Annotated in this window: 20 protein-coding genes; 2 read left to right on the top strand and 18 right to left on the bottom strand. The window is 40.1% G+C overall.

The window, feature by feature from the left end:
• The first annotated feature begins 6 nt into the window (after positions 1 to 6).
• Both AAGS61_RS01270 and AAGS61_RS01265 read left to right on the top strand, forming a co-directional pair.
• Positions 7 to 633, top strand: a complete 627-nt coding sequence (locus AAGS61_RS01270; protein WP_391366497.1) for a hypothetical protein — start codon at positions 7 to 9, stop codon at positions 631 to 633.
• Between the two features lie 11 nt (positions 634 to 644).
• Positions 645 to 1,253, top strand: a complete 609-nt coding sequence (locus AAGS61_RS01265) for an ABC-2 transporter permease (RefSeq protein WP_391366495.1) — start codon at positions 645 to 647, stop codon at positions 1,251 to 1,253.
• Positions 1,254 to 1,321: 68 nt separating this feature from the next.
• Here AAGS61_RS01265 and AAGS61_RS01260 read toward each other — a convergent pair whose 3' ends face one another.
• The 18 genes from AAGS61_RS01260 to AAGS61_RS01175 all read right to left on the bottom strand — a co-directional run bounded on the left by AAGS61_RS01260 (position 1,322) and on the right by AAGS61_RS01175 (position 23,350).
• Positions 1,322 to 2,539: a M16 family metallopeptidase gene (locus tag AAGS61_RS01260; protein ID WP_391366493.1), complete on the bottom strand. Its 1,218-nt coding sequence runs from the start codon at positions 2,537 to 2,539 to the stop codon at positions 1,322 to 1,324.
• Positions 2,540 to 2,596: 57 nt separating this feature from the next.
• Positions 2,597 to 4,708, bottom strand: a complete 2,112-nt coding sequence (pnp, locus tag AAGS61_RS01255) for a polyribonucleotide nucleotidyltransferase (RefSeq protein WP_391366492.1) — start codon at positions 4,706 to 4,708, stop codon at positions 2,597 to 2,599.
• Positions 4,709 to 4,970: 262 nt separating this feature from the next.
• The gene (gene rpsO, locus AAGS61_RS01250) at positions 4,971 to 5,240 is read right to left on the bottom strand and encodes a 30S ribosomal protein S15 (protein WP_391366490.1); all 270 of its coding nucleotides are present in this window, start codon (positions 5,238 to 5,240) and stop codon (positions 4,971 to 4,973) included.
• A 132-nt stretch (positions 5,241 to 5,372) separates the two neighbouring features.
• Positions 5,373 to 6,317 (bottom strand): bifunctional riboflavin kinase/FAD synthetase, encoded by a 945-nt coding sequence (locus AAGS61_RS01245; protein ID WP_391366488.1) that lies wholly within the window; start codon positions 6,315 to 6,317, stop codon positions 5,373 to 5,375.
• Positions 6,318 to 6,326: 9 nt separating this feature from the next.
• Entirely contained in the window at positions 6,327 to 7,235 is a 909-nt protein-coding gene (truB, locus tag AAGS61_RS01240; RefSeq protein ID WP_391366486.1) for a tRNA pseudouridine(55) synthase TruB, read from the bottom strand.
• A 92-nt stretch (positions 7,236 to 7,327) separates the two neighbouring features.
• Positions 7,328 to 7,672 carry a 30S ribosome-binding factor RbfA gene (gene rbfA / locus AAGS61_RS01235; RefSeq protein ID WP_391366484.1) on the bottom strand — a complete coding sequence of 115 codons (345 nt, stop codon included), beginning with the start codon at positions 7,670 to 7,672 and terminating at the stop codon, positions 7,328 to 7,330.
• Between the two features lie 72 nt (positions 7,673 to 7,744).
• A complete protein-coding gene (locus AAGS61_RS01230; RefSeq protein ID WP_391366483.1) occupies positions 7,745 to 8,023 on the bottom strand; it encodes a DUF503 domain-containing protein in 279 nt (92 codons plus the stop codon).
• Positions 8,023 to 10,257: a translation initiation factor IF-2 gene (gene infB, locus AAGS61_RS01225; RefSeq protein ID WP_391366481.1), complete on the bottom strand. Its 2,235-nt coding sequence runs from the start codon at positions 10,255 to 10,257 to the stop codon at positions 8,023 to 8,025. Before infB ends, AAGS61_RS01230 begins: the two co-directional genes overlap by 1 nt.
• A 14-nt stretch (positions 10,258 to 10,271) precedes the next feature.
• A complete protein-coding gene (locus AAGS61_RS01220) occupies positions 10,272 to 10,580 on the bottom strand; it encodes a YlxQ family RNA-binding protein (protein ID WP_391366479.1) in 309 nt (102 codons plus the stop codon).
• Positions 10,577 to 10,855 carry an RNase P modulator RnpM gene (gene rnpM / locus AAGS61_RS01215; RefSeq protein WP_391366477.1) on the bottom strand — a complete coding sequence of 93 codons (279 nt, stop codon included), beginning with the start codon at positions 10,853 to 10,855 and terminating at the stop codon, positions 10,577 to 10,579. The genes AAGS61_RS01220 and rnpM overlap by 4 nt, the downstream gene beginning before the upstream one ends.
• A 114-nt stretch (positions 10,856 to 10,969) precedes the next feature.
• Positions 10,970 to 12,097 carry a transcription termination factor NusA gene (gene nusA / locus AAGS61_RS01210; RefSeq protein WP_391366475.1) on the bottom strand — a complete coding sequence of 376 codons (1,128 nt, stop codon included), beginning with the start codon at positions 12,095 to 12,097 and terminating at the stop codon, positions 10,970 to 10,972.
• Between the two features lie 14 nt (positions 12,098 to 12,111).
• Positions 12,112 to 12,597 carry a ribosome maturation factor RimP gene (gene rimP / locus AAGS61_RS01205; protein WP_391366473.1) on the bottom strand — a complete coding sequence of 162 codons (486 nt, stop codon included), beginning with the start codon at positions 12,595 to 12,597 and terminating at the stop codon, positions 12,112 to 12,114.
• A gap of 326 nt (positions 12,598 to 12,923) precedes the next feature.
• Positions 12,924 to 17,246, bottom strand: a complete 4,323-nt coding sequence (locus AAGS61_RS01200) for a PolC-type DNA polymerase III (RefSeq protein WP_391366471.1) — start codon at positions 17,244 to 17,246, stop codon at positions 12,924 to 12,926.
• 68 nt (positions 17,247 to 17,314) lie between these two features.
• On the bottom strand, positions 17,315 to 19,024 hold the full coding sequence (locus tag AAGS61_RS01195; protein ID WP_391366469.1) for a proline--tRNA ligase: 1,710 nt from the start codon (positions 19,022 to 19,024) through the stop codon (positions 17,315 to 17,317).
• A 100-nt stretch (positions 19,025 to 19,124) separates the two neighbouring features.
• Positions 19,125 to 20,399 carry an RIP metalloprotease RseP gene (gene rseP, locus AAGS61_RS01190; protein WP_391366467.1) on the bottom strand — a complete coding sequence of 425 codons (1,275 nt, stop codon included), beginning with the start codon at positions 20,397 to 20,399 and terminating at the stop codon, positions 19,125 to 19,127.
• Between the two features lie 208 nt (positions 20,400 to 20,607).
• Complete coding sequence (gene dxr, locus AAGS61_RS01185) at positions 20,608 to 21,753, bottom strand: 1-deoxy-D-xylulose-5-phosphate reductoisomerase (protein WP_391366465.1); 1,146 nt, start codon at positions 21,751 to 21,753, stop codon at positions 20,608 to 20,610.
• Positions 21,754 to 21,767: 14 nt separating this feature from the next.
• Positions 21,768 to 22,562 carry a phosphatidate cytidylyltransferase gene (locus tag AAGS61_RS01180; protein WP_391366463.1) on the bottom strand — a complete coding sequence of 265 codons (795 nt, stop codon included), beginning with the start codon at positions 22,560 to 22,562 and terminating at the stop codon, positions 21,768 to 21,770.
• A complete protein-coding gene (locus tag AAGS61_RS01175) occupies positions 22,559 to 23,350 on the bottom strand; it encodes an isoprenyl transferase (RefSeq protein ID WP_391366461.1) in 792 nt (263 codons plus the stop codon). The genes AAGS61_RS01180 and AAGS61_RS01175 overlap by 4 nt, the downstream gene beginning before the upstream one ends.
• Between the last annotated feature and the right edge of the window lie 93 nt (positions 23,351 to 23,443).

Below are 23,443 nucleotides of genomic sequence, written 5' to 3'. Positions count from 1 at the left end.
TCGAGGATGGCAAATATGTTAACTCGTTACTTTTTCGCCCTAACACAAACACAGCTTATTTTAGCTGCAACCATAAGTGCGATCATCGCGACTGTTTTGACCATCATTTCGGATACAGGCACCGTAATGTTAACTGGCTATTTCTTTGCAGTTGGTTATATCACGTTAGACTTTTTTAGTATACAGGAAAAATACCGTCCGATGTTACATACGATGCCGATTAGCGCCCAGACCATTGTAAAAATGCAGCTTTCCTATATGCTTCAAGTATGTATCATTTATGGCGGCATCTTTTTATCCTTATTTTTACTGTATACCGCTATGCGAGCAGACGTCAGTACTACACTTGTCTTCACAACGATTTCCGTATTAATTGGTGGGTCGCTATTATTTTTTAATGTATTATTCCTACTCGAATATACATTAAAATCTGGATCCGGACTTTTTTTAATGGTGATTGTCCTTCTTATCATGCTAGGTGGGGATCGATTCATTATTCCTGTCTTTAAACATTTACCGTCTATAGCAGACTATGCTATTGCCCTGATTCTTTTTATAGTTGCGATGATTGGGGTGACGGTTATTAATTTCCGCTTGTTCGTGCGGCTATATGAGCGCCGCGACTTTGTATAGGAGGGATCTGTATGTATGCTTTAGTACGATTACAGTTCGAATTACATAAGAAACCATTATTATTTTTAATCGTATTACTACTTATTATTAGCTTTCTATTTCCTGCATCAAATATTCCGATTTTTACTTATATTATGGCAATAAATGCAATCACAAGTTCAACCTTTTTATCCAACAATGCCTTTTACCGCACACTTCATACGATGCCGGTTAAAAGGGAATCGATTGTCAAAAGTAGCTATACTTTCTCTTTCCTATTTGTCTCCATCATTTTTATGATTTTGGCACTATTTCAGGTGAACACAGGGATGTCATATGAAAATCCACAAGAGCATTGGGGATTTTTTACTGGCTTTTTTGGTAGCGCCATTGTAGCAATTGCCTTACAACAGTATTTTATTTTTACAAATGAGAAAGTCATGAAAAGTTCAGTGGACCATGCATTAGCTACATTTGGTTCACTATTTGTCATCATGGCTCCACATGCAGCATTTTGCTTAATCGGACCTGAGGAAACATTTTATATACGAATGATGATTATGCCAATCATTAGTTGTGCATTTTACGTTATTATTTTAAAAATATCCATTCGAGCATATAAAAAGAGAGAGCTTTTCTAAATGAATGATGCAGAAAGAACAAGGGAGCCAGAAAGTAACAACTTTTCGGCTCCCTTCTCTCTTATTTATTACGGTCCAATAATCGCAATGGCCGGCTCCGCTTTTAAAATATGCTCAATCAGTTCATCCACCGATTGCATTGAAATGGCATCGATACGAGCCAATATGTCATCAACAGATCGGTGCTGCCCGTGTACAAGCTCGTTCATACCGTTGCGATTCATATGTGCTTCTGTCCCTTCTAAACCGAGTACGAAGCTCCCTTTTAGCTGCTCTTTCGCATTTTCTAACTCTTCTTCCGTCACACCACCTGTGACAACGTCAAATAATGTTTTATCAATTTGATGTTGCAAGGCGTCTAAGTTTTGCTTAGACGTACTGGCGTAAATCGTAAATGCGCCCACATCGGCGTAGCTGGATTGATAGCTAAATACCGAGTATGCAAGACCACGCTCTTCACGTACTTCTTGAAATAGCCGTGAACTCATATTGCCCCCAATAATATTATTTAGCGCAATAAAGCTATACATATTCGGGTTTTTCACGCCAATTGCAGGGAAAGAGATTGCAATATGTGCTTGTTCTGTATCACGCGTTTTGACAACCTCTCCCGCATGAAACATCGGATGCGTTAACATCGCTTCTTCTGCTAAAGGTGATGCTTCAAACGAGCCAAATAACGCCTCAATTGTTGCAAGTAAACCTTCTTCAATATTGCCTGCTACAGAAATGACGATGTTTTGTGGTATGTAATGCTTAGCCATATAATTTCGTATCATCTGTGCATCAAATGTTGCCAATGTGTGCGCTGTCCCTAAAATCGGTCGACCAAGTGCATCATCTGGATACATCACGCCCCAAAGAATTTCATGCACATCATCATCCGGTGCATCTTCACTCATATAAATTTCTTCAAGTACCACTTGTCGCTCACGTTCAATTTCTTCTGGAAGAAATGCTGAATTAAAAAACATATCTGCTAAAATCGTCACTGCTAGTTCACCGTGATGGTCTAGCACTTTCGCATAATAACATGTATGCTCTTTGGACGTAAACGCATTTATTTCCCCACCAATGCGGTCGAATTCTTCAGCAATTTGACGAGCAGAACGCGTTTTTGTCCCTTTAAACAGCATATGTTCAATAAAATGTGTAATGCCATTCTCTTCTGGACGCTCATAACGAGAGCCGACATTCACCCAAACCCCAACAGATAGCGAACGAACATGATCAATTTGCTCCGATACAATTTTTACACCATTTTTACATGAAGTTACTGTTATCATATTTCCCTCTCTTATTTAAAAAGAGGCTGTACCGAAGTACACCCTCTCTTTTCTCTATTACGCTTGTTCAGCGCGTTCTTTTTCTTCCTTAATAACTACTTTACGCGATAAATTTACACGACCTTGTGCATCGATTTCGATACATTTTACAAGTAACTGATCGCCCAGTTTTAATACGTCTTCTACTTGTTTCGTACGTTCTTCTTGAATTTCTGAAATGTGTAGTAAACCGTCTTTACCTGGGAAGATTTCACAGAATGCACCGAATTTTTCGATACGTTTCACTGTAGCCATGTAGTACTCGCCTACTTTAGCTTCACGTACGATCGACTCAATGATTTCTTTCGCGCGTTGGTTCATCGCTTCGTCCGCTGAAGAGATGTAAATTGTACCGTCTTGTTCTGTATCAATTTTAACGCCTGTCTCTTCAATGATTTTGTTGATTTGTTTACCACCAGGTCCGATGACATCACGGATTTTATCTGGATTAATGTGAATCATCACAATTTTCGGTGCGTATTTAGAAAGCTGCTCACGCGGCTGATTAATTGTTTCTATCATATGTTCTAAAATTTGCATACGACCAATTTTTGCTTGCGTTAACGCTTCTTCTAAAATATTGCGTGACAATCCATCAATTTTAATGTCCATTTGAAGTGCTGTTACACCTTTCGCTGTACCTGCTACTTTAAAGTCCATATCACCAAGGTGGTCTTCCATCCCTTGAATATCCGTTAATACTGTGTAGTGCTCGCCTTTTTTCACAAGCCCCATCGCAATACCTGCTACTGGCGCTTTTAGCGGTACACCTGCATCCATCATTGCCATTGTACTTGCACAAATAGAAGCCTGTGATGTTGAACCATTTGATTCAAGTACTTCCGATACACAGCGGATTGCATACGGGAAATCTTTTTCATCTGGAATCACCGCAAGTAGTGCACGCTCACCAAGAGCACCGTGACCAATCTCACGACGACCAGGACCACGCATTGGACCTGTCTCCCCTACTGAGAATTGCGGGAAGTTGTAGTGGTGCATCCAACGTTTTGACTCTTCTACACCAAGACCATCAATAATTTGTACATCGCCTAAAGCACCTAATGTACAAATGGATAACGCTTGTGTTTGACCACGTGTGAAAAGACCAGAACCATGTGTACGTGGTAATAAACCAACTTCAGATGATAACGGACGGATTTCGTCTTGTTTACGACCATCTGGACGGATTTTTTCTTCTGTAATTAAACGGCGAACTTCATCTTTCACCATCTTATCTAAAATCATCTTTACTTGCTTTAATGTTTCTTCGTCTACTTCTTCTGCCTCATACGCCTCGATGATGCGTTGTTTTACGGCAGTGATATTTTCTTCACGCTCTTGCTTATCTACTGTTTGAATCGCAGCATTCAAATCTGCTTCGCAAGCGTCTTTAATTTTAGCAGTTAATTCTTCATCTAGCTCATATAATTCAATCGGTCGTTTTTCTTTTCCAACCTCAGCGACAATTTGTTCTTGGAACGTAATTAATTTTTTAATTTCTTCGTGACCGAACATAATGGCCTCAAGCATGATTTCTTCAGGTACTTCTAGTGCGCCTGCCTCTACCATGTTGATTGCATCTTTATTCCCCGCTACTGTCAGGTGAATTGTACTTTGTGCCGCTTGCTCCACCGTTGGATTGACAACGAACTCGCCATCAATATACCCAACATGTACACCCGCAATTGGGCCGTCAAATGGAATATCAGAAACAGCAATAGCTAAAGATGAACCAAACATTGCTGCCACATCAGATGGACAATCTTGGTCATTTGACATAACCATTGAAATCACTTGTACTTCGTTACGGAAGCCATCTGGGAACATTGGTCGGATTGGACGGTCGATTAAACGACTTGTTAAAACTGCTTGCTCAGAAGGACGACCTTCACGTTTAATAAAGCCACCTGGAATCTTCCCTGCTGCATATAGACGCTCCTCATAATTCACTGTTAATGGGAAGAAATCTAATGGTTTTGGTGATTTTGACATCGTTGCAGTAGCAAGTACTGCCGTTTCGCCATAGCGCACTAAAGCGGCGCCATTTGCTTGTTTTGCTAACTGTCCTACTTCTATTACTAAAGGACGGCCAGCCCATTCGTATGAATAGACTTTTTTGTCGTTCATCTAATGAACCCCTTTCTACTTTGAGACACACTACGTTACTTTTATTATGTACCATAGTTAGTGTATCAAAAAAGCTTTCTCTATGCTAAATATTTTCAATAAATTACTTGAATTTTAATGTTGACAATTTAGGAGACGATTATATCACTAAAACATAAAGAAAAAGCGGGAAAATTCCCGCTTTTTGTCATGTCTAGCTGTCACATGCTCACAATTTACCCATTTCAGAGCTAAATGAGCACGCTGAAGCCTTTCGAATAGATTAGCGACGTAATCCAAGTTTGTTGATTAGTTCACGGTAACGTTGTACGTCATTTTCACGTAAATATTTTAATAAGTGACGACGACGACCTACCATTTTTAAAAGACCACGCTCAGAGTGGAAGTCTTTTTTGTGAGTACGTAAGTGAGTGTTTAATGCGTTGATTTCTGCAGTTAATACAGCGATTTGTACTTCTGGAGAACCAGTGTCGCCCTCATGAGTGCGGTACTCAGCGATGATTTCGTTTTTGCGTTCTTTTGTAATTGCCATGTGAATGGACCTCCTAAATAGTAAAATATCCCCACTAGCACAGCAATCGTCGGAGAATCGGAAAGCCGAGCTAAGGTTCGTACGCTTTTCGTACTAATGAATCTTAACATATTTTGTATAGCCAAGCAACTATTATGCTTGCTTATTTAAATAATCCATCGCAGCTTGTTTATCTTTTTCAATTTGAGCGACAAGTGCTTCAATGCCATTAAATTTTTGTTCGCTACGAATACGGTGATACCAACCAACAATTACCTCTTCACCGTAAATGTTTTTGTCGAAGTTGAAAATATGTACTTCGATTGTTAATTGTTTGTTATTTGGATCTTTAAATGTTGGTTTATAGCCAACATTACACACCCCGTCTAGCCATTCATTTTGCACTAAAATTTTGACTGCATATACCCCTGTGGCTGGAATGAAGCAACCTTCCATATGCTGCACATTGGCCGTTGGAAACCCAAGTGTACGCCCGCGCTTATCCCCATGTACAACAATACCTGGTACTTCAAAAGCACGGCCAAGTAACATACGCGCTTCTTCCATATTGCCTTCTTGCAACGCTCTACGAATACGCGTGGAACTAATTTTTTCCGTTGTATCCGCACACTTCTCAACAATCGTTACATCGAAATCATGCCCGCCTAGTTCGCACATCAGCTCCATATTCCCTTTACCAAATGCACCAAATGAAAAATCAAATCCCGCTGTTACATGTTTGACATTTAAATCACGAATAAAGTATTGGATGAAATCCTCTGGTGAAAGCTTCGCAAAATCAGATGTAAAGTTGACAACAAATACAGTGTCAATGGCCAGTTTACTTAATGTATCTAGCTTTTGCTGAAGCGGTGTAATATAAAATACTTTTTCATTGCGTCCACCTAGTACGATTGATGGATGTGGGTCAAACGTCATGACTGCGCTTTTTAACCCTTTTTCTTTCGCCGTATCAATAGCAGACTGAATGACTACTTGATGTCCACGATGTACACCATCAAAAAATCCAACAGCTAACGAGTACGGTCCTTCTGTTGCTTTCAATTGATGTGGATATTTTAAATGAATAACGTCCATAATTTCCTCCTACTCGATTTCAGGGAACATTTTGTCTGGCTTCATTTGACCGTCCTTTGTCGGATGCTTGATATACACCGCGAATGCCTTCCCTTCAACCCCAAACACAATTTTTTCATTTACTTTTAATAATGGATGAATTGGTAGGACTTGTCCATTAAAAATTTGTTTGCGATTGGAATTGTCGATTTCAACATATGGGTAATCACTCAGTGCATATTCAACAGGTAAAATGAAGCTTTGATCGTCTAGTTCCATCTTGGCTGCTACTTCAGCTAGCGTGAGACAATGTTCTTTCGTAAATGTGCCAGATGAAGTACGAACGAGTTCATGCATATGTGCCGGATACCCTAACGCCTCACCAATTTGAACAGCCAGTGTACGGATATATGTGCCTTTACTACATTGAATGCGAATCGCAAACCGGACTTCTTCTCCTTCAAAAATTTCGTCTTCACTTAACAATTCTAACGTATAAATCGTTACTTGGCGTGTTGGCCGTTCAACAGTTTGACCAGCGCGTGCATATTCATATAGCTTTTTACCGTTTACTTTGACAGCTGAAAACATGGGTGGTGTTTGCTGAATGTCACCTGTTAATGTTTGCAGTGCTTGCAAAATTTGAGCACGTGTGAAAGATTTATAGGCCGTATGTTGTTCGACTGTTTCTCCTTCTGCATCTTCTGTTGTTGTAGTGCGCCCAATCGATATGATAGCTTCATATGTTTTCCCAGCATCCGTTAAATATTCCGCGATACGCGTAGCTTGACCGATACAAATGGGTAAAACGCCTTCCACACCTGGGTCAAGCGTCCCCGTATGTCCGACTTTTTTTGTTTTTAAAATTTTCCGCAGTTTAAATACGCAATCATGACTTGTCATGCCGCGCTCTTTCCATAAAGGTAAAATCCCGTTCATCTTTCGGCTCCTTTTGCAATGAATAAAAAAGCCTGCGCAATATTGCGACAGGCTTTTAATAGTTGATGCTTTGCGCTAAAGCAAGTACAATTTCACTTCTCTTCATGTAGAGAACGTAACAATTCATCGATTTTGTTACCATACTCAATTGAAGCATCAAATGTGAAGGAAATTTCCGGTGTACGACGTAAACGAATACGAGAACCGATTTCTGAGCGAATAAAGCCTGATGCTTTTTCTAATGCTTTCAACGTTTCTGCACGCTCACGTTCATTTCCTAATGAAGTAATATACACCGTTGCTTGTTGTAAGTCTCCTGTTACATCAACGTCTGTTACTGTTACAAAACCTACGCGAGGGTCTTTAATTTTACGACCAATAATCTCACCAAGCTCTTTTTTCATTTGCTCAGCTACGCGGTTAGAACGTAGAGACATACGTGTCACCACCTTTATCTATATCTCATGAAGATTCATACCACATCTTACACATGGTATGAACCTATTGCTTTATAAGTATTCACGCCAACGATCAAGCATTTCCCATTGTGGATTTGACTCCAAATAATGCAATGCATGATTCATCTCACGATCAGCCGCCTCTTTGGAAGAAGCAACGGTTACAACTGCAAGACGTGTACGTTGCCAAACATCTTGATGATCTATTTCCGCAACAGATACATTAAATTTTTGCTTCGTACGCATCGTCATACGTTGCAAAACGGCACGCTTTTCTTTTAACGAATGGGCAGTGTGAATAATGAATTCAACTTCTGCGTAGACAATCATTAGACGCGTTTAATTTCTTCCATAATGAAGGCTTCAATAATGTCGCCCTCTTTAATGTCGTTGTAGTTTTTAATTGTGATACCACATTCGTAACCTCTTGCCACTTCTTTTGCATCGTCTTTGAAGCGTTTTAATGAGTCTAGCTCGCCTTCAAATACAACGATACCTTCGCGGATAATACGTACACCTGCATCACGTACAATTTTACCTTCTGTTACATAAGAACCAGCAATTGTACCTACTTTTGATACTTTGATTGTTTGACGAACTTCTGCTTGACCAACAATTTTTTCTTCATATTCAGGGTCTAACATACCTTTCATCGCTGCTTCGATTTCTTCGATTACTTTGTAAATAATACGATGTAAACGAATGTCTACCCCTTCAGCTTCTGCTGCACGTTTTGCATTGACATCAGGACGAACGTTGAAACCAATCACAATGGCATTTGAAGCCGCAGCAAGTGTAACATCCGATTCTGTAATCGCACCTGCACCCGTATGAATAATTTTCACGTTCACGCCTTCTACATCAATTTTCATTAATGATGCAGCCATCGCTTCTACTGTACCTTGTACGTCTGCTTTAACGATTAAGTTTAATTCTTTTACGTCACCTTGGCTCATTTGTTCGAATAAGTTATCAAGCGTTACGCGTTGCTTTTCAGAACGCTGTGCTTGGATTGCTGTCATCGCACGAGATTCACCTACTTGACGAGCTGTTTTCTCATCTTCGAACACTACAAAACGGTCACCTGCTTGTGGTACATCGTTCAGACCTGTAATTTCAACTGGTGTAGATGGACCCGCCTCTTTTACGCGGCGACCTATGTCATTAACCATCGCACGAACACGACCGTAAGCATGACCTACTACGATTGGATCCCCAACACGTAATGTCCCGTCTTGTACTAGTAATGTTGCCACAGAACCGCGACCTTTATCCAATTGTGCTTCAATAACTGTACCGATTGCTGAACGGTTAGGATTTGCTTTTAATTCTGCTACTTCAGAAACTAATAAAATCATTTCTAACAATTGCTCAATACCTTCTCCTTTTAATGCAGAGATTGGTACGAAAATTGTGTCGCCGCCCCAGTCTTCAGGTACTAAGCCATGCTCTGTTAACTCTTGCATAACACGGTCTGGGTTTGCTGAAGGTTTATCCATTTTGTTTACCGCAACGATAATTGGCACTTCTGCTGCTTTTGCGTGGTTAATCGCTTCCACTGTTTGAGGCATCACACCATCATCTGCTGCTACTACAATAATCGCTAAATCCGTTACTTTGGCACCACGTGCACGCATCGTTGTAAACGCAGCGTGACCAGGTGTATCTAAGAATGAAATTTTCTTATCTTGTACTTCTACTTGGTAAGCACCGATATGTTGTGTAATCCCACCTGCTTCTCCAGCAGTTACTTTTGTATTACGAATCGAATCAAGTAATGTTGTTTTACCATGGTCTACGTGACCCATAATCGTTACAACTGGTGGACGCTCTTCTAATAATGCTTCATCCATTTCAGTTGTTTGTTCAAAGTGCGTTTCTAAATCGGTAATATCTACACGTACTTCTTCTTCTACTTCTACACCATAGTCTGCACAAATTAACTCAATGGCATCTTTATCTAGCTCTTGGTTAATTGTGGCCATTACACCTAGCATGAATAACTTTTTGATTAATTCAGATGGTTCGCGGTGTAATTTTTTCGCTAACTCCGCTACTGTTAGACTTTCATAGAATGTAATTTTTTCTGGTAATTCTTTTTGTACTACTTGCACCGGCTGTTGTGGCTTGTGTGTACGACGCTTCCCACCATGAATTCCTGGCTTACGGCGTTGTTGATTGCCACCTTTATTACGATTGTTATGATTTTGATTATTATTTTGTGTCATATTTCTATTTTGGCTACCTTTATTCTTTTGTTTTTCGCCCGTAGACGATGATTGACTTGCTTGAGAAGATTGTTGCTTTACTGCTTTTGGTTGTTGTGATGCTTGTGAACGCGTGTCTTGTTTATTCACCTGCTCTTTTACAGGTTGTTTAGAAGGAGTTGCTTTTATTCGTTCTACTGTTTGCTTAAAGACTGCATCAAGTTTTGAAACAGTATCAGCTTCTAGTACAGCCATATGATTTTTCACAGGCATGTCAAGCTTTCCTAGCTGTTCAATTACTTCTTTACTCGTTTTATTTACCTTTTTCGCATATTCATGAACTCTTACTTTGCTCATCTGCTCACCCCCGATTATTTTTCGTTGAGTAGACTAGACATTTTCTTTGCAAACCCGCTATCTGTAATCGCTAACGCGACACGAGCTTCTTTTCCTGTAGCATGTCCGAGATCATAACGATCGCCAAACACATGTAACTCAACATTGTAATACGTACATTTATCTGTCAATTTTTTACTAGTATTCGCTGATGCATCAGATGCTAAGAGTACGATTTTGGCATTGCCACTACGAATTTCTTTAATGACTAATTCTTCACCAGAAATTACTTTACGCGCTCTTGCTGCTAATCCTAACAGTTGCAGAATCGCTTGGTTTGTCATAAAATCGACTCCCTGCGAATTAGCGTGATGAGTTGCTCATAAATTTCATCAGGAATTTTCGCTTCTAATTGACGTTCTAAAATATTTTTTTTACGCGCTAAATTTACTGCTTCCTCTGATTTTGATACGTAAGCACCGCGACCAGATCTTTTACCTGTTACATCGACGGACACTTCACCCTCTTTGGAACGAACAACACGAATCATCGCTTTTTTTGGAAGCATTTCGCCTGTTGCGATACATTTACGTAAAGGAATCTTCCTATTCGTCGTCATCAGAATTCACCTCACTAAAGTAACAACTTATAATATGCTGTCGAATTTTTATGCTAGTTGTGTATGTTCCAAATCCAATGTCTACACTAGCACAGCGCTCTTGTTATTTACTCACTATTCTTCGTCATCCGCATATAAATCGTACTCAAGTTCTTCATCATCTAGTTGCGGAACAAATGTGCTTGCTTCGTTAGGATAAAGCCCTAATTCGCGCGCTTCTGTTTCACTCTTAATATCAATTTTCCACCCTGTTAATTTTGCTGCAAGACGTGCGTTTTGACCACGTTTACCAATCGCAAGTGACAGTTGATAATCTGGCACAACAACCGTTGTCGATTTTTCTTCTTCGTTCACTTGAACATCAAGTACCTTTGATGGACTTAACGCATTTGCGACGAATACGACTGGATCTTCTGACCATTCTACGATGTCAATTTTCTCTCCGTTTAATTCGTTAACAATTGTTTGTACGCGCGCTCCCTTTGCCCCTACACATGAGCCGACTGGGTCTACTTCCTCATTATGAGCGTAAACAGAAATCTTCGAGCGATCACCGGCTTCACGAGCGATTGACTTAATTTCTACTGTACCATCGTAAATTTCAGGAACTTCCATTTCGAATAAGCGACGTAATAAGCCTGGGTGTGTACGAGAAACGATAATCTGAGGACCTTTTGTCGTACGCTCTACTTTCGTGATATACATACGAAGGCGACTTTGTGGCTTATATACTTCACCTTGAATTTGTTCATTCGTCGGTAAAGCTGCCTCTACTTTACCAAGTGACACATAAATATTACGCTGATCTTGACGTTCAATTGTACCAACGACAATGTCATCTACTGAATCTACGTATTCTTCGTAGATGCGGCCACGCTCTGCTTCGCGTACACGTTGTGTGACAACTTGCTTCGCTGTTTGTGCCGCAATACGTCCAAAGTTGCGTGGTGTCACTTCTTGCTCTAACACATCGCCTACTTCATATACAGGATTAATTGCTTTGGCATCTTCCAATGAAATTTGCAGACGATCATCCTCTACCTCTTCTACAACATCTTTGCGAGAGTAAACGACCATCGAACCTGTATTTAAGTTCAGATCAACGCGTACATTTTGTGCTTGGTTAAAGTTACGCTTATAAGCAGTTACTAATGCTGCCTCAATTGCCTCAATTAGTACCTCTCTTGAAATGCCCTTCTGCTCCTCCAGTGCCGTTAAAGCATCTAGTAACTCACTATTCATTTTTATTTTCACTCCTAAATTTGCTTATCTGAAAAATCAATCGCATAACGAGCTTGTGCGACTTTTTCTTTTGGAATTTCTACATTTACTTTACGTGTTTTAATACGAACGGTCATCGATAAATCTTCACCATTATATGCCATTAAGTATCCTTCGAATTCTTTCATGTCCTTGATTGGCTCATACGTTTTCACATAAATATATTTGCCAACCGCTTTTTCAAAGTCGGATTCTTTTTTCAGTGGACGCTCAGCACCAGGCGAAGACACTTCTAAATAATAGTTTTGCTCAATTGGGTCTTTTTCATCTAATATTAAGCTTAAACGTTCACTTACTAATGCACATTGATCAATATCAATTCCACCTTCTGGTGTATCAACATAGACACGTAAAAACCAATTGCGACCTTCCTTCACGAACTCGACATCTACAAGTTCTAAGTTTAACTCTGTTGTAATCGGTGTTACTAGTTCTTCAATAATTGACGTAACTTTGCTCATCGTATCCTCCTTACGTCACGTTTTTTCATCCGTAAAACACAGTTGGTCCATTTAGGACGCGATAATATTCTTTTTATGCGGATATTTGTCTACTTTTATACGGGCGTATCCGCTAATAAAACACAAATTCCACCAGCAAGTGGTGAAATTTGAGGTCTCAACAGCTGTTGTTTATGAGTAAAAAACTTGTATGTAGGCATAAACAATAGAAAAGAGCGGGAGAAACCCACTCTTTTGCTGCAATGCTATCAACAAATTATTACCATTAGAATAACATACCTCATAGCGTAATGCAAACGAACATGCTTTAAACAGGATTTCTCTGCTTAGAATAGCGATAATTGGTTGGCGTCTGGCATCCCTTCCAAACAACCCAGTTGATCCATATATTCAATTAACGTTTTAGATACGCGTCCACGGCGCTGCAAGTCTTCTTTTGATAAAAACTCACCTTCTACACGTGCTGCAACAATTTGCTTCGCTACGTTTGTGCCTAGACCCGGAATCGCATCAAATGGTGGGATCAGCGTATTCCCCTCGATAATAAATTCACTCGCTTCCGAACGATATAAATCTGGCTTCTGCATACTTATCCCGCGCTCACTCATTTCTAGCGCAATCTCAAGGACCGTCATTAAGTTTTTCTCTTTTGTCGATGCCTCCAACCCTTTAATCGCAATTTCATCAATTTTTTGGCGGATCATTGCTGAACCTTGTGTCATCGCAATCAAATCAAAATCATCCGCACGCACTGTAAAATAGGCCGCGTAATAAAGAATCGGATAATGTACTTTAAACCATGCAATACGCACTGCCATTAATACATAAGCAGCAGCGTGTGCCTTAGGGAACATATACTTAATTTTTTTACAAGAATCAATATACCAATCCGGTACTTTTTTATCCTTCATTTCGGCTTCCATTTCCTCAGTTAAGCCTTTCCCTTTACGTACCGACTCCATAATTTTGAATGCAAAGGATGGTTCAAGTCCCTGGTAAATTAAATACACCATAATGTCATCACGACAGCCGATTACTTCAGATAAGACGCATATCCCGTTATGAATTAGCTCTTGCGCATTCCCCAGCCATACGTCTGTACCGTGGGATAGTCCTGAAATTTGGACAAGTTCACTAAATGTAGATGGCTTCGTATCTTCAAGCATTTGACGCACAAACTTTGTACCAAACTCAGGAATACCAAGTGTCCCTGTTTTTGTACCGATTTGTTCCGCCGTTACACCTAGCGACTCAGGAGAGCTAAATATTTTCATGACTTCCGGATCATCTGTCGGAATCGTTTTCGGATCAATCCCTGATAAATCCTGCAACATACGAATTACTGTCGGATCATCGTGTCCAAGAATATCTAATTTCAATACGTTATCGTGGATAGAATGGAAATCAAAATGTGTCGTTTTCCATTCCGCATCTTGTGCATCTGCAGGATATTGTACTGGTGTAAAATCATATACCTCCATATAATCAGGGATTACAATAATCCCACCCGGGTGCTGACCTGTTGTACGTTTAACCCCCGTACATCCTTGTACAAGCCGGTCTACTTCCGCATTTCTAAAGGTCATATTGTGATCATTAGCGTACCCTTTTACATATCCATATGCGGTTTTTTCTGCAACTGTACCAATCGTACCTGCACGATAAACATAGTCCTCACCGAACAATACTTTCGTATAATTATGGGCCTGTGGCTGATATTCACCAGAGAAGTTTAAATCGATGTCGGGTACCTTATCCCCTTTAAATCCAAGGAATGTTTCAAACGGAATGTCTTGTCCATCTTTTTTGTAGGCACTGCCACAGTTCACACAATCTTTGTTCGGTAAATCGTAGCCTGACGCAACGGAACCATCTGCGATAAACTCAGAATGCTTACAGTTCGGGCACACATAATGCGGTGGTAATGGATTGACTTCGGTAATTTCCATAAATGTCGCAACGAGCGATGACCCTACCGAACCACGGGAACCAACTAAATAGCCATCTGCGAGTGATTTTTTTACGAGCTTGGCGGAGATTAAGTAAATAACACCGAATCCGTGCCCTAAAATCGATTTTAATTCCTTTTCTATACGAGCTTGTACAATTTCCGGTAGCTCCTCACCATAAATACGATGCGCCATTTCATACGTTAAATTGGTTACTTCTTCATCGGAGCCTTCAATTTTCGGTGTATATAAATCATCTTTAATTGGTTTAACATCACCGATCATGGCCGCTACTTTTTGTGTATTTGTTACAACAACTTCTTTCGCTAATTCTGGTCCTAAAAAATCAAATTCCTTAAGCATTTCATCTGTTGTGCGGAAATGCACCTTTGGCAAGGGATTACGGTTTAGTGGATTCGCTCCCCCCATAGAACCAATTAAAATTTGACGGAATTTATAATCTGTCTCATCTAAGTAATGCACATTGCCTGTTGCACAAACGGGTATATCTAGCTTTTTGCCAAGCTTAACAAGACGACGAATAATATCTTCTAAATTCCACTCATCATGCACGACACCACCGTCAATTAATGGTGAATAAACCGGCTTAGGTTGTACTTCAATATAATCATAAAACTTCGCTACTTTTTCAGCCTCTTCGGGTGTCTTGTTCATAATCGTTTCAAACAACTCACCATTAGAACAACCTGAACCAACAATTAAGCCTTGTCGTAACTTTGTTAAGTCCGAGCGACGAATGCGTGGTACACGGTAAAACGTTTGCGTGTGAGCAATCGACACAAGCTTAAATAAATTTTTAAGTCCATCATTATCAACAGCTAAAATCGTACAATGACTTGGACGTGCTTGCTTATATCCATCCGTCCCGCCTACATGCTCATTAAATTCATCGTGATAAGCAATGCCCATATCAAACGCTTGTTTTAATAGATGCAGTAATAATTCTCCTGTTGCTTCTGTATCGTAAATGGCACGGTGATGTTGCGATAACTCGATATTGTATTTTCTTGTTAATGCTTTTAAATTATGCGCTTTTTGGCCTGGATTCACGAGACGTGACAGTTCAACTGTATCAATTGCAGGATGCTCTACCCCTTCAATTCCAGCTTTTTTATAGGCGACATATAAGAAACCAAGGTCAAACGATGCGTTATGGGCAACAACAATGGCATCACCAATAAATTCATAAAACTCCTGCACAACTTGTTCAATCTCTGGTTGACCGACGAGCATATCATCTGTAATATGCGTGAGTTCAATAATTTTAGCCGTCAACGGACGATGAGGATTGGCAAATCGTTCAAACCGTTCAATGACTTGACCATTTTTTATTTTGACTGCAGCAAGCTCAATAATCGTATCATACACATTGGAGAAACCTGTTGTTTCGACGTCAAATACGACAAATGTCGCTTCTTCTAGTTGAATATGCTGTTCAGCGTAAGCAATTGGCGCGCCATCATCCACAAGATTAGCCTCTAACCCATAAATGACTTTAATGCCGTTCTTTTTCCCTGCGGCATAAGCATCTGGAAATGCCTGTACAACCGCGTGATCCGTTACAGCAACAGCCGAATGCCCCCATTTTGCTGCTTGTGCAATTAAACGATCTACCGACGTGACAGCATCCATTTGACTCATCGGCGTATGCATATGAAGCTCTACACGCTTTTCACCCTCAGGTGCTAAATCTTTGCGTGACGCTCGATGAATTTCATTGATATCACGCGCCATCATCACCATATCACGCGCAAAATTATCCCATTGCACCGAGCCACGTACACGTACCCACATTCCTTTTTTCAATTGTTCCATCATCCCGACGTCGTCATCACCGCGCGAAAACATTTTAATAAGCATGGAGTCTGTATAGTCGGTCATTTTAAATTCGAGTAATGCACGACCGCTCTTTAAAATTTTTATTTCAGTTGCGAAAACAAAACCTTCTAAAATGATTGAGCTTTCTTCTTCAACAACAGAACGAATTTCTGCTACTTCTGGATTTTTAATCATACCGCCCAGTTGGAACGGACGGTCTTGGGCAACAGCTGCTGGATTAGCCGCTTTTTCTTTTTCACGGCGTTGGAAATCTTCCAGCGCTTGTTGTGAAAGTCGTTCTTCTTCTTGTCTACGTTGTTCATAAAATGCTTCTTGCATTGCAAGCATTTCTTCACTTGGATCCACTAACTGAAAGTCTATTGGCATATGTGGAAAGCCTAACGATTTATATTCCGTTGATATGCGCTCTACATATTTCGCCTTTAACTGCATGAGTTGAATATCTTGCTCTACATTCGCAACGATTTTATTGCCTGTCCAAACAGGAATTTGCTTTGCTAACTGTTGACGTAATGGCGGCGACATATCATCAATCGCTTCAATGACCGTCAGCCAGTATTCGTGAACTAGTTGTTCCGTTATTTGTGGTGCACGTGTTTCAATAGCCAATGACACTTGGGCAATATGTGCAAATTTCTCGACCATTCGCATCCGCATTACTTGATACACTTGGTAAGGTAAAATTTGCTCTAACGTAATTTCAAATTGCCAAACGCGCTTTTTTTTATGAACCGTCATGCGTGATAATTCTCCGCGCTCAAAAAATGACATATACACATCATCCGTTAATTCAAGCTGCTGAAGTAAAAGTCGAAAGCGCTCTGTAGCTTGTTGTGTCACCTTTTTCCCTCCTTGTTCCTGAAAAAGAAAGGAAAGCGACAAATTTAGACGCTTCCCCCTTCTTTTGATTATATATTTGTACGGAAGAATTCATTCAGACGATCAATTACTTCTTCCTTTGCCCACTCAAATGTTTCACCTGATTCACGGAATTTTACTTCCACTAAACCTTCTGCTGCCTTTTTACCAACTGTGACACGTACTGGTAAACCGATTAAGTCAGCGTCAGCAAATTTAACACCCGCACGTTCTGCACGATCATCATATAGCACATCATAACGATATGATTTTAGTAACCCATATAATTCATCAGCAAGCTGTACTTGTGCCTCGTCTTTCGTATTGATCGGTACTAAGTGTACATCATAAGGCGCTAATTGTTTTGGCCATACAAAACCTTTTTCATCTTGGCATTGCTCAGCAACTGCTGCTAGGATACGTGAAACACCAATACCGTAGCATCCCATAATAAATGGTTGTGTTTTGCCTTGCTCATCTAAGTATAATGCATTCATTTTAGCAGAATACGTCGTTCCAAGTTTGAAAATATGACCTACTTCGATACCTTCAGCAAATTTGATAATGCCTTGTCCATCTGGAGACGGGTCGCCCTCTTGGATAAAGCGAATATCCGCATAAGCATTAATAGCGAAGTCACGCTCTGGATTAACATTTACATAGTGGAAACCATCTTCGTTTGCTCCTGCGACACCATTGCGAATTGATTTAATCGCATTATCCGCAATAACTTTCACATTTACTGGTAATTTCATAGGCCCAATTGAACCAACTGTGCAACCTAAAAGCGCTTGAATCTCTGCTTCTTCTGCTAGTTCAACAGAACCTGCATCTAAAGCATTTTTTAATTTAATATCATTGATTTCGTGATCCCCACGTGCGAGCACAACGACTAACTCATCATCAATTTTAAATACTAAAGATTTAATACAATTTGACGCAGGTACGTTTAAGAAGTTTGAAACTTCTTCAATTGTTTTCGCATCTGGTGTCGCTACTTTTTCAAGCTCAACCATTGCTTCATCAGATAGCTTATAATCTACTAACACTTCTGCCATTTCGATATTTGCTGCGTAATCTGAAGAATCAGAGTAAGCAATTGTATCTTCCCCGATTTCAGAAAGTACCATAAACTCATGTGTACCTTTCCCACCGATTGAACCTGCATCAGCGATTACAGCACGGAAGTTCAAGCCAAGGCGCGTGAAAATATTAGAGTATGCACGGTACATATCTTCATATGTAGCATCTAAGCTTTCACGAGACGCATGGAATGAATAGGCATCTTTCATAATAAACTCGCGACCACGTAGCAGTCCAAAACGAGGACGCTTCTCATCACGGAATTTTGTTTGAATTTGATACAGCGTTAATGGTAATTTTTTATACGATTTAATCTCATCACGTACAAGTGTTGTAATCACTTCTTCGTGTGTTGGCCCTAACGCAAAGTCACGGTTATGACGGTCTTTAAAACGCATTAATTCTGGACCATATTTTTCCCAGCGCCCTGATTCTTGCCAAAGCTCTGCTGATTGCATTGCTGGCATTAATAACTCTTGCGCGTTAATCGCTTCTAGTTCTTCGCGAATGACTTGCTCAATTTTCGATAATACTTTGCGTGCAAGTGGTAAGTACGAATAAATACCTGATGCATTTTGACGAATGAATCCAGCACGTAGAAGAACTTGATGCGATTTTACTTCCGCATCAGAAGGTACTTCACGAAGTGTTGGAATGAAAGTTAAACTTTGTTTCATAAAGTTGCTCCACCTTTTAAATTAAAAATATAACATAAGCATAATCAAATTTAGCTTTGAGCGCCACTAAATATAATAGAATGCGCCCAAAGCTTTTATTTTAGAAGAAGAATTTTTGAATATCGTTCCAAGTAACTACGACCATTAATACCATTAATAGTACGATACCTACGAAATGTACAAGCCCTTCTTTTTCACGATTAATCGGTTTGCCGCGTACCGCTTCAAAAGCAAAGAATAATAAACGCCCACCGTCAAGCGCAGGTAATGGCAATAAATTCATAATCCCTAAGTTAATACTTAATACGGCAGCCCAACGCATTAATTGATATACACCGTCTTCTGCTACAACTTCTGTATATTTATAAATCCCTACTGGACCCGATAAATCATCAATAGAAAACTGTCCTGTTACAAGCATACCTAGCATTTTGAAAATTTGTACCGTAACGTCATACGTATTGACAGCTGCGTTTGGAATAGCTTCTAATGGCGCTGATTTAAATGGCGTTTGATAGATTACACCAATGCGCCCAAACGTCTGTCCTTTTTCCGTTACAGCATCAGGGGTTACCGTTAAATGAACGGGTGCCCCGTCCCGCTCCACAACAAACGCTAATGGTTTGCCTGGATTTTCTTGAATAGCAGCTGATAATTCCTGCCACTGTGTAATTTGAACACCATTAATACCTGTGACTAAATCGCCATCTTGCATGCCCGCTTCCATCGCTGGTCCATTATCAGTCACTTCTGTAATAATAGGCTCATATGTTGGCTTTCCTTGCAGTAAACCAATCGCTAGAAAAATAAAGAACGCTAAAATAAAGTTAAAAAGTGGCCCGGCAAAAATCGCCATTGCCCGTTGCCTAACCGTTTTTGAATTAAACTGACGATCATAAGGGGCAATCATCGTTTCATTGCCATTTTCTGAAATGACTGCATTTCGAGCTACTTTATAACGGACAATGCGCGGGTACTCGCTGTCATCATCCTCATCGTATCCTTCAATCCATAAGCCTTTATTTAAATCAGCACGCTCTACTTCCAAAAAGACAACATTTGGATGATTGTTTTTCTGATTTAAAATAATCTTCTGCACGACATTGTCTTCATTTGTCACTAAGGCCACACGGTAACCCGGCTGTAATTCAATACTATCTAAATCGTCACCCGCCATACGTACATAGCCGCCGATTGGTAACAGACGAATTGTGTACAGTGTCTCGCCTTTTGTCATGCCGAAAATTTTCGGCCCCATCCCAATGGCAAACTCACGCACCATAATACCAGCACGCTTCGCAAAAATAAAGTGACCGAGCTCATGGAAGAATACGAGCGCGCCAAAAATGATTATAAATGCAATTACTGTTTGCATACTATCCCACCTTCACGAGCAAATTTACATACATCTTTTATCCCGCACTAACAGGCAGTAATTTAGCTGTACCAAAAGTAAAGCGACAGGTACAAGACTCCATAAAAACACAACTGGAGATGGAAAGATTAACTGCCCGGAAAAGCCAAATTCGTTCAACTCACAATCAACAGCGTAGAGAAGAACTACCATTGATTGAAGTTGCGCTTCATTTTACCATGTTTTGTACCATTTTTCTCGTCTCACTATCGACGTGTAAAATCGTCTGTAAATCTGGCAGCGATATATTGTCATGTGCATCCATTACACGCTCAATACAGTCCTCAATTTGTAGGAATGTAATTTTTTCTTGTAAAAATAACGCAACGGCTGCTTCATTAGCAGCATTCATTGCTGTTAACATCGTCCCGCCTGTACGCCCTGCTTCATAAGCTAACTTTAAAGCGCGGTAACGATCAAAATCAACCTCTTGGAAATGCAACTTTCCAATTTCAGCTAAATTTAAACGCTTCCCGCCTACTAGTGGAATACGGTCTGGATACGTAAGAGCATATTGAATGGGCACACGCATGTCCGGTGTACCAAGTTGCGCCATTACACTCGTATCATGGTATTCCACCATCGAGTGAATAATGCTTTCTCGGTGCAATAACACATCGATGTGGTCGTATGGCATATCAAATAATACATGTGCCTCAATCACCTCTAACCCTTTATTCATCATTGTAGCCGAGTCAATTGTAATTTTTGCCCCCATTGACCAGTTTGGATGATTCAGTGCATCTTTAACCGTCACACCCTCTAACTGCGCACGTGTTTTATCGCGGAACGAACCACCTGAGGCCGTTAAAATTAATCGTTCAATCGCTTTCGGATTCTCGCCATTCATCGATTGATAAAGCGCAGAATGCTCACTATCTACCGGCAAAATCGGTGCATTATATTTTTTAGCTTCCGCCATCACTAAGTGCCCCGCTGTAACAAGCGTCTCTTTATTGGCAATGGCAATTGTTTTCCCCATACGAATAGCCGCTAGTGTAGATTCTAGCCCTACGCTCCCAAGCACAGCATTCACTAATACGGTCGTTTCAGGATGTGTTGCTACATCAATTAACCCTTTCGTACCGTATGTAAATTGTACGTTTGGAAATTCTTTTACAAGTGCTAATGCATCTGACTCTTCTTGTACGGAAACAATTTCTGGTTTTAATTGTCGTATGATTTCTCGCGTTTTTTCAATATTTCTTCCTGATGAAAACGCAACAAGTTGAAATTCTTGCTGGTTTGCTAAAATAATATCAATCGTTTGCAAACCAATGGAACCTGTTGCACCAAGCAAACTAATTTTCTTCATGATGTGCTCCTTTATTAACTAACAAAATGCAGTAAGTTTAACAATGGCAAAACGAATAATAAACTATCAAAGCGGTCTAAAATACCACCATGACCAGGCAAAATCGCACCTGAATCCTTTACATCATAGTGACGTTTAATCGCTGACTCTACAAGATCGCCCATTTGCCCAAAGATAGAACTCACAATAGCTACAAGTATTAAGGCAACCCACGATACGTCAAACGGCGCAATAAGTTGCATAATAATGACCGCAATGACGGCAATGACAATCCCACCGACAAATCCTTCAATCGTTTTATTTGGCGAAATTTCCGGCCATAGCTTATTTTTCCCAAAGCTACGCCCCGTAAAATATGCACCTGAATCGGTCGTCCAAACAATGAGCAACGCAAAAATAATATACGCTAGTCCAGCTTCACGTGTGGCAATTAAATAATAGAAGCCAATCCCAACATATAGCGTACTTAACACAACAAATGCGACATCATCAAATGTAAAACGATTTTTCATTAAAACAGAATAAATTAATAGTAAAATTGCTGCGATAAATAGTAATTCTAATTTTGAATAACTTGTCCATACTTGTACTTGTTGTTCCCAGTGAGTGGGCATTAACATAGCAAATGTAGCTAGTAAACCTAACATGCCTGGCACTGAGAATAGCGTCATTTTTTTCATGCGTAGTATTTCATATAGACCTACAGCTGCTATTGCATAAACTAAAACCGTAAACGGCAATTCCCCATAAATAACAAACGGGATAAAAAGCGCCGCCGCTACGATTCCAGTTATAATTCTTGTCTTCACTTTGTTTCTTCTCCTTTCAGCCCGCCATACCGTCGATTTCGGTTTTGATATGCTTCAATGGCTTCCTGGAAGCAGGCCTCGTCAAAATCAGGCCAAAGCGTATCTGTAAACCAAAATTCTGTATAGGCTAGCTGCCAAAGCATAAAATTACTGAGGCGAACTTCTCCGCTCGTACGAATGAGTAGATCTGGTTCTGGTAGGTGTGCTGTCATTAAATAGTTTGTGACACGTTCTTCCGTAATATCCTCAATTACGAGTTTCCCCTCTTGTACTTCTGTCATCATGGCTTTCATCGCGCGTACGATTTCATCACGGCTACCATAATTCATGGCAAAGTTTAAAATCAGTCCTGTGTTTTCTTTCGTAGCTTCCATGGCCGCGTCTAACGCTTTTTGCGTGTGCATCGGCAATTCCGCTTTATCCCCAATCATTTGTACTTTAATATTTAGTTCCATGAGTTCTGGTAAAAATGATTGTAAAAACTGCCCTGGTAAACTCATTAAAAATTCCACTTCTGTTTTTGGTCTTCGCCAATTTTCAGTAGAAAACGCATAAAGCGTTAGCACCTTTACACCGCATTTACTCGCATAGCGTGCAATTTTTTTCACCGTATTCATACCTTCATGGTGACCTTTAATACGGGGCATAGCACGCTTCTTTGCCCACCGACCGTTCCCGTCCATAATAATCGCAATATGTGAAGGGATACATTCATCCTTAACTAAGCCCTTTTGCTCATTCATCTTATCTTCCTTATTTATTTTTTTGCCAAATAGCTTGTTAAACATCGTAATTCCTCCAACTGCTTTACATTAGGACCGCATGTCTATCATATCAAAAACGGCTATGCATGTCTTTTTTTCTTAAAAATAAAACCCAGT

Origin of the sequence: Lysinibacillus sp. KU-BSD001 (assembly GCF_042920265.1) — a bacterium.
Classification (GTDB): Bacteria; Bacillota; Bacilli; order Bacillales_A; family Planococcaceae; genus Lysinibacillus_B.
This window is presented reverse-complemented; position numbering and strand designations above follow the sequence as displayed.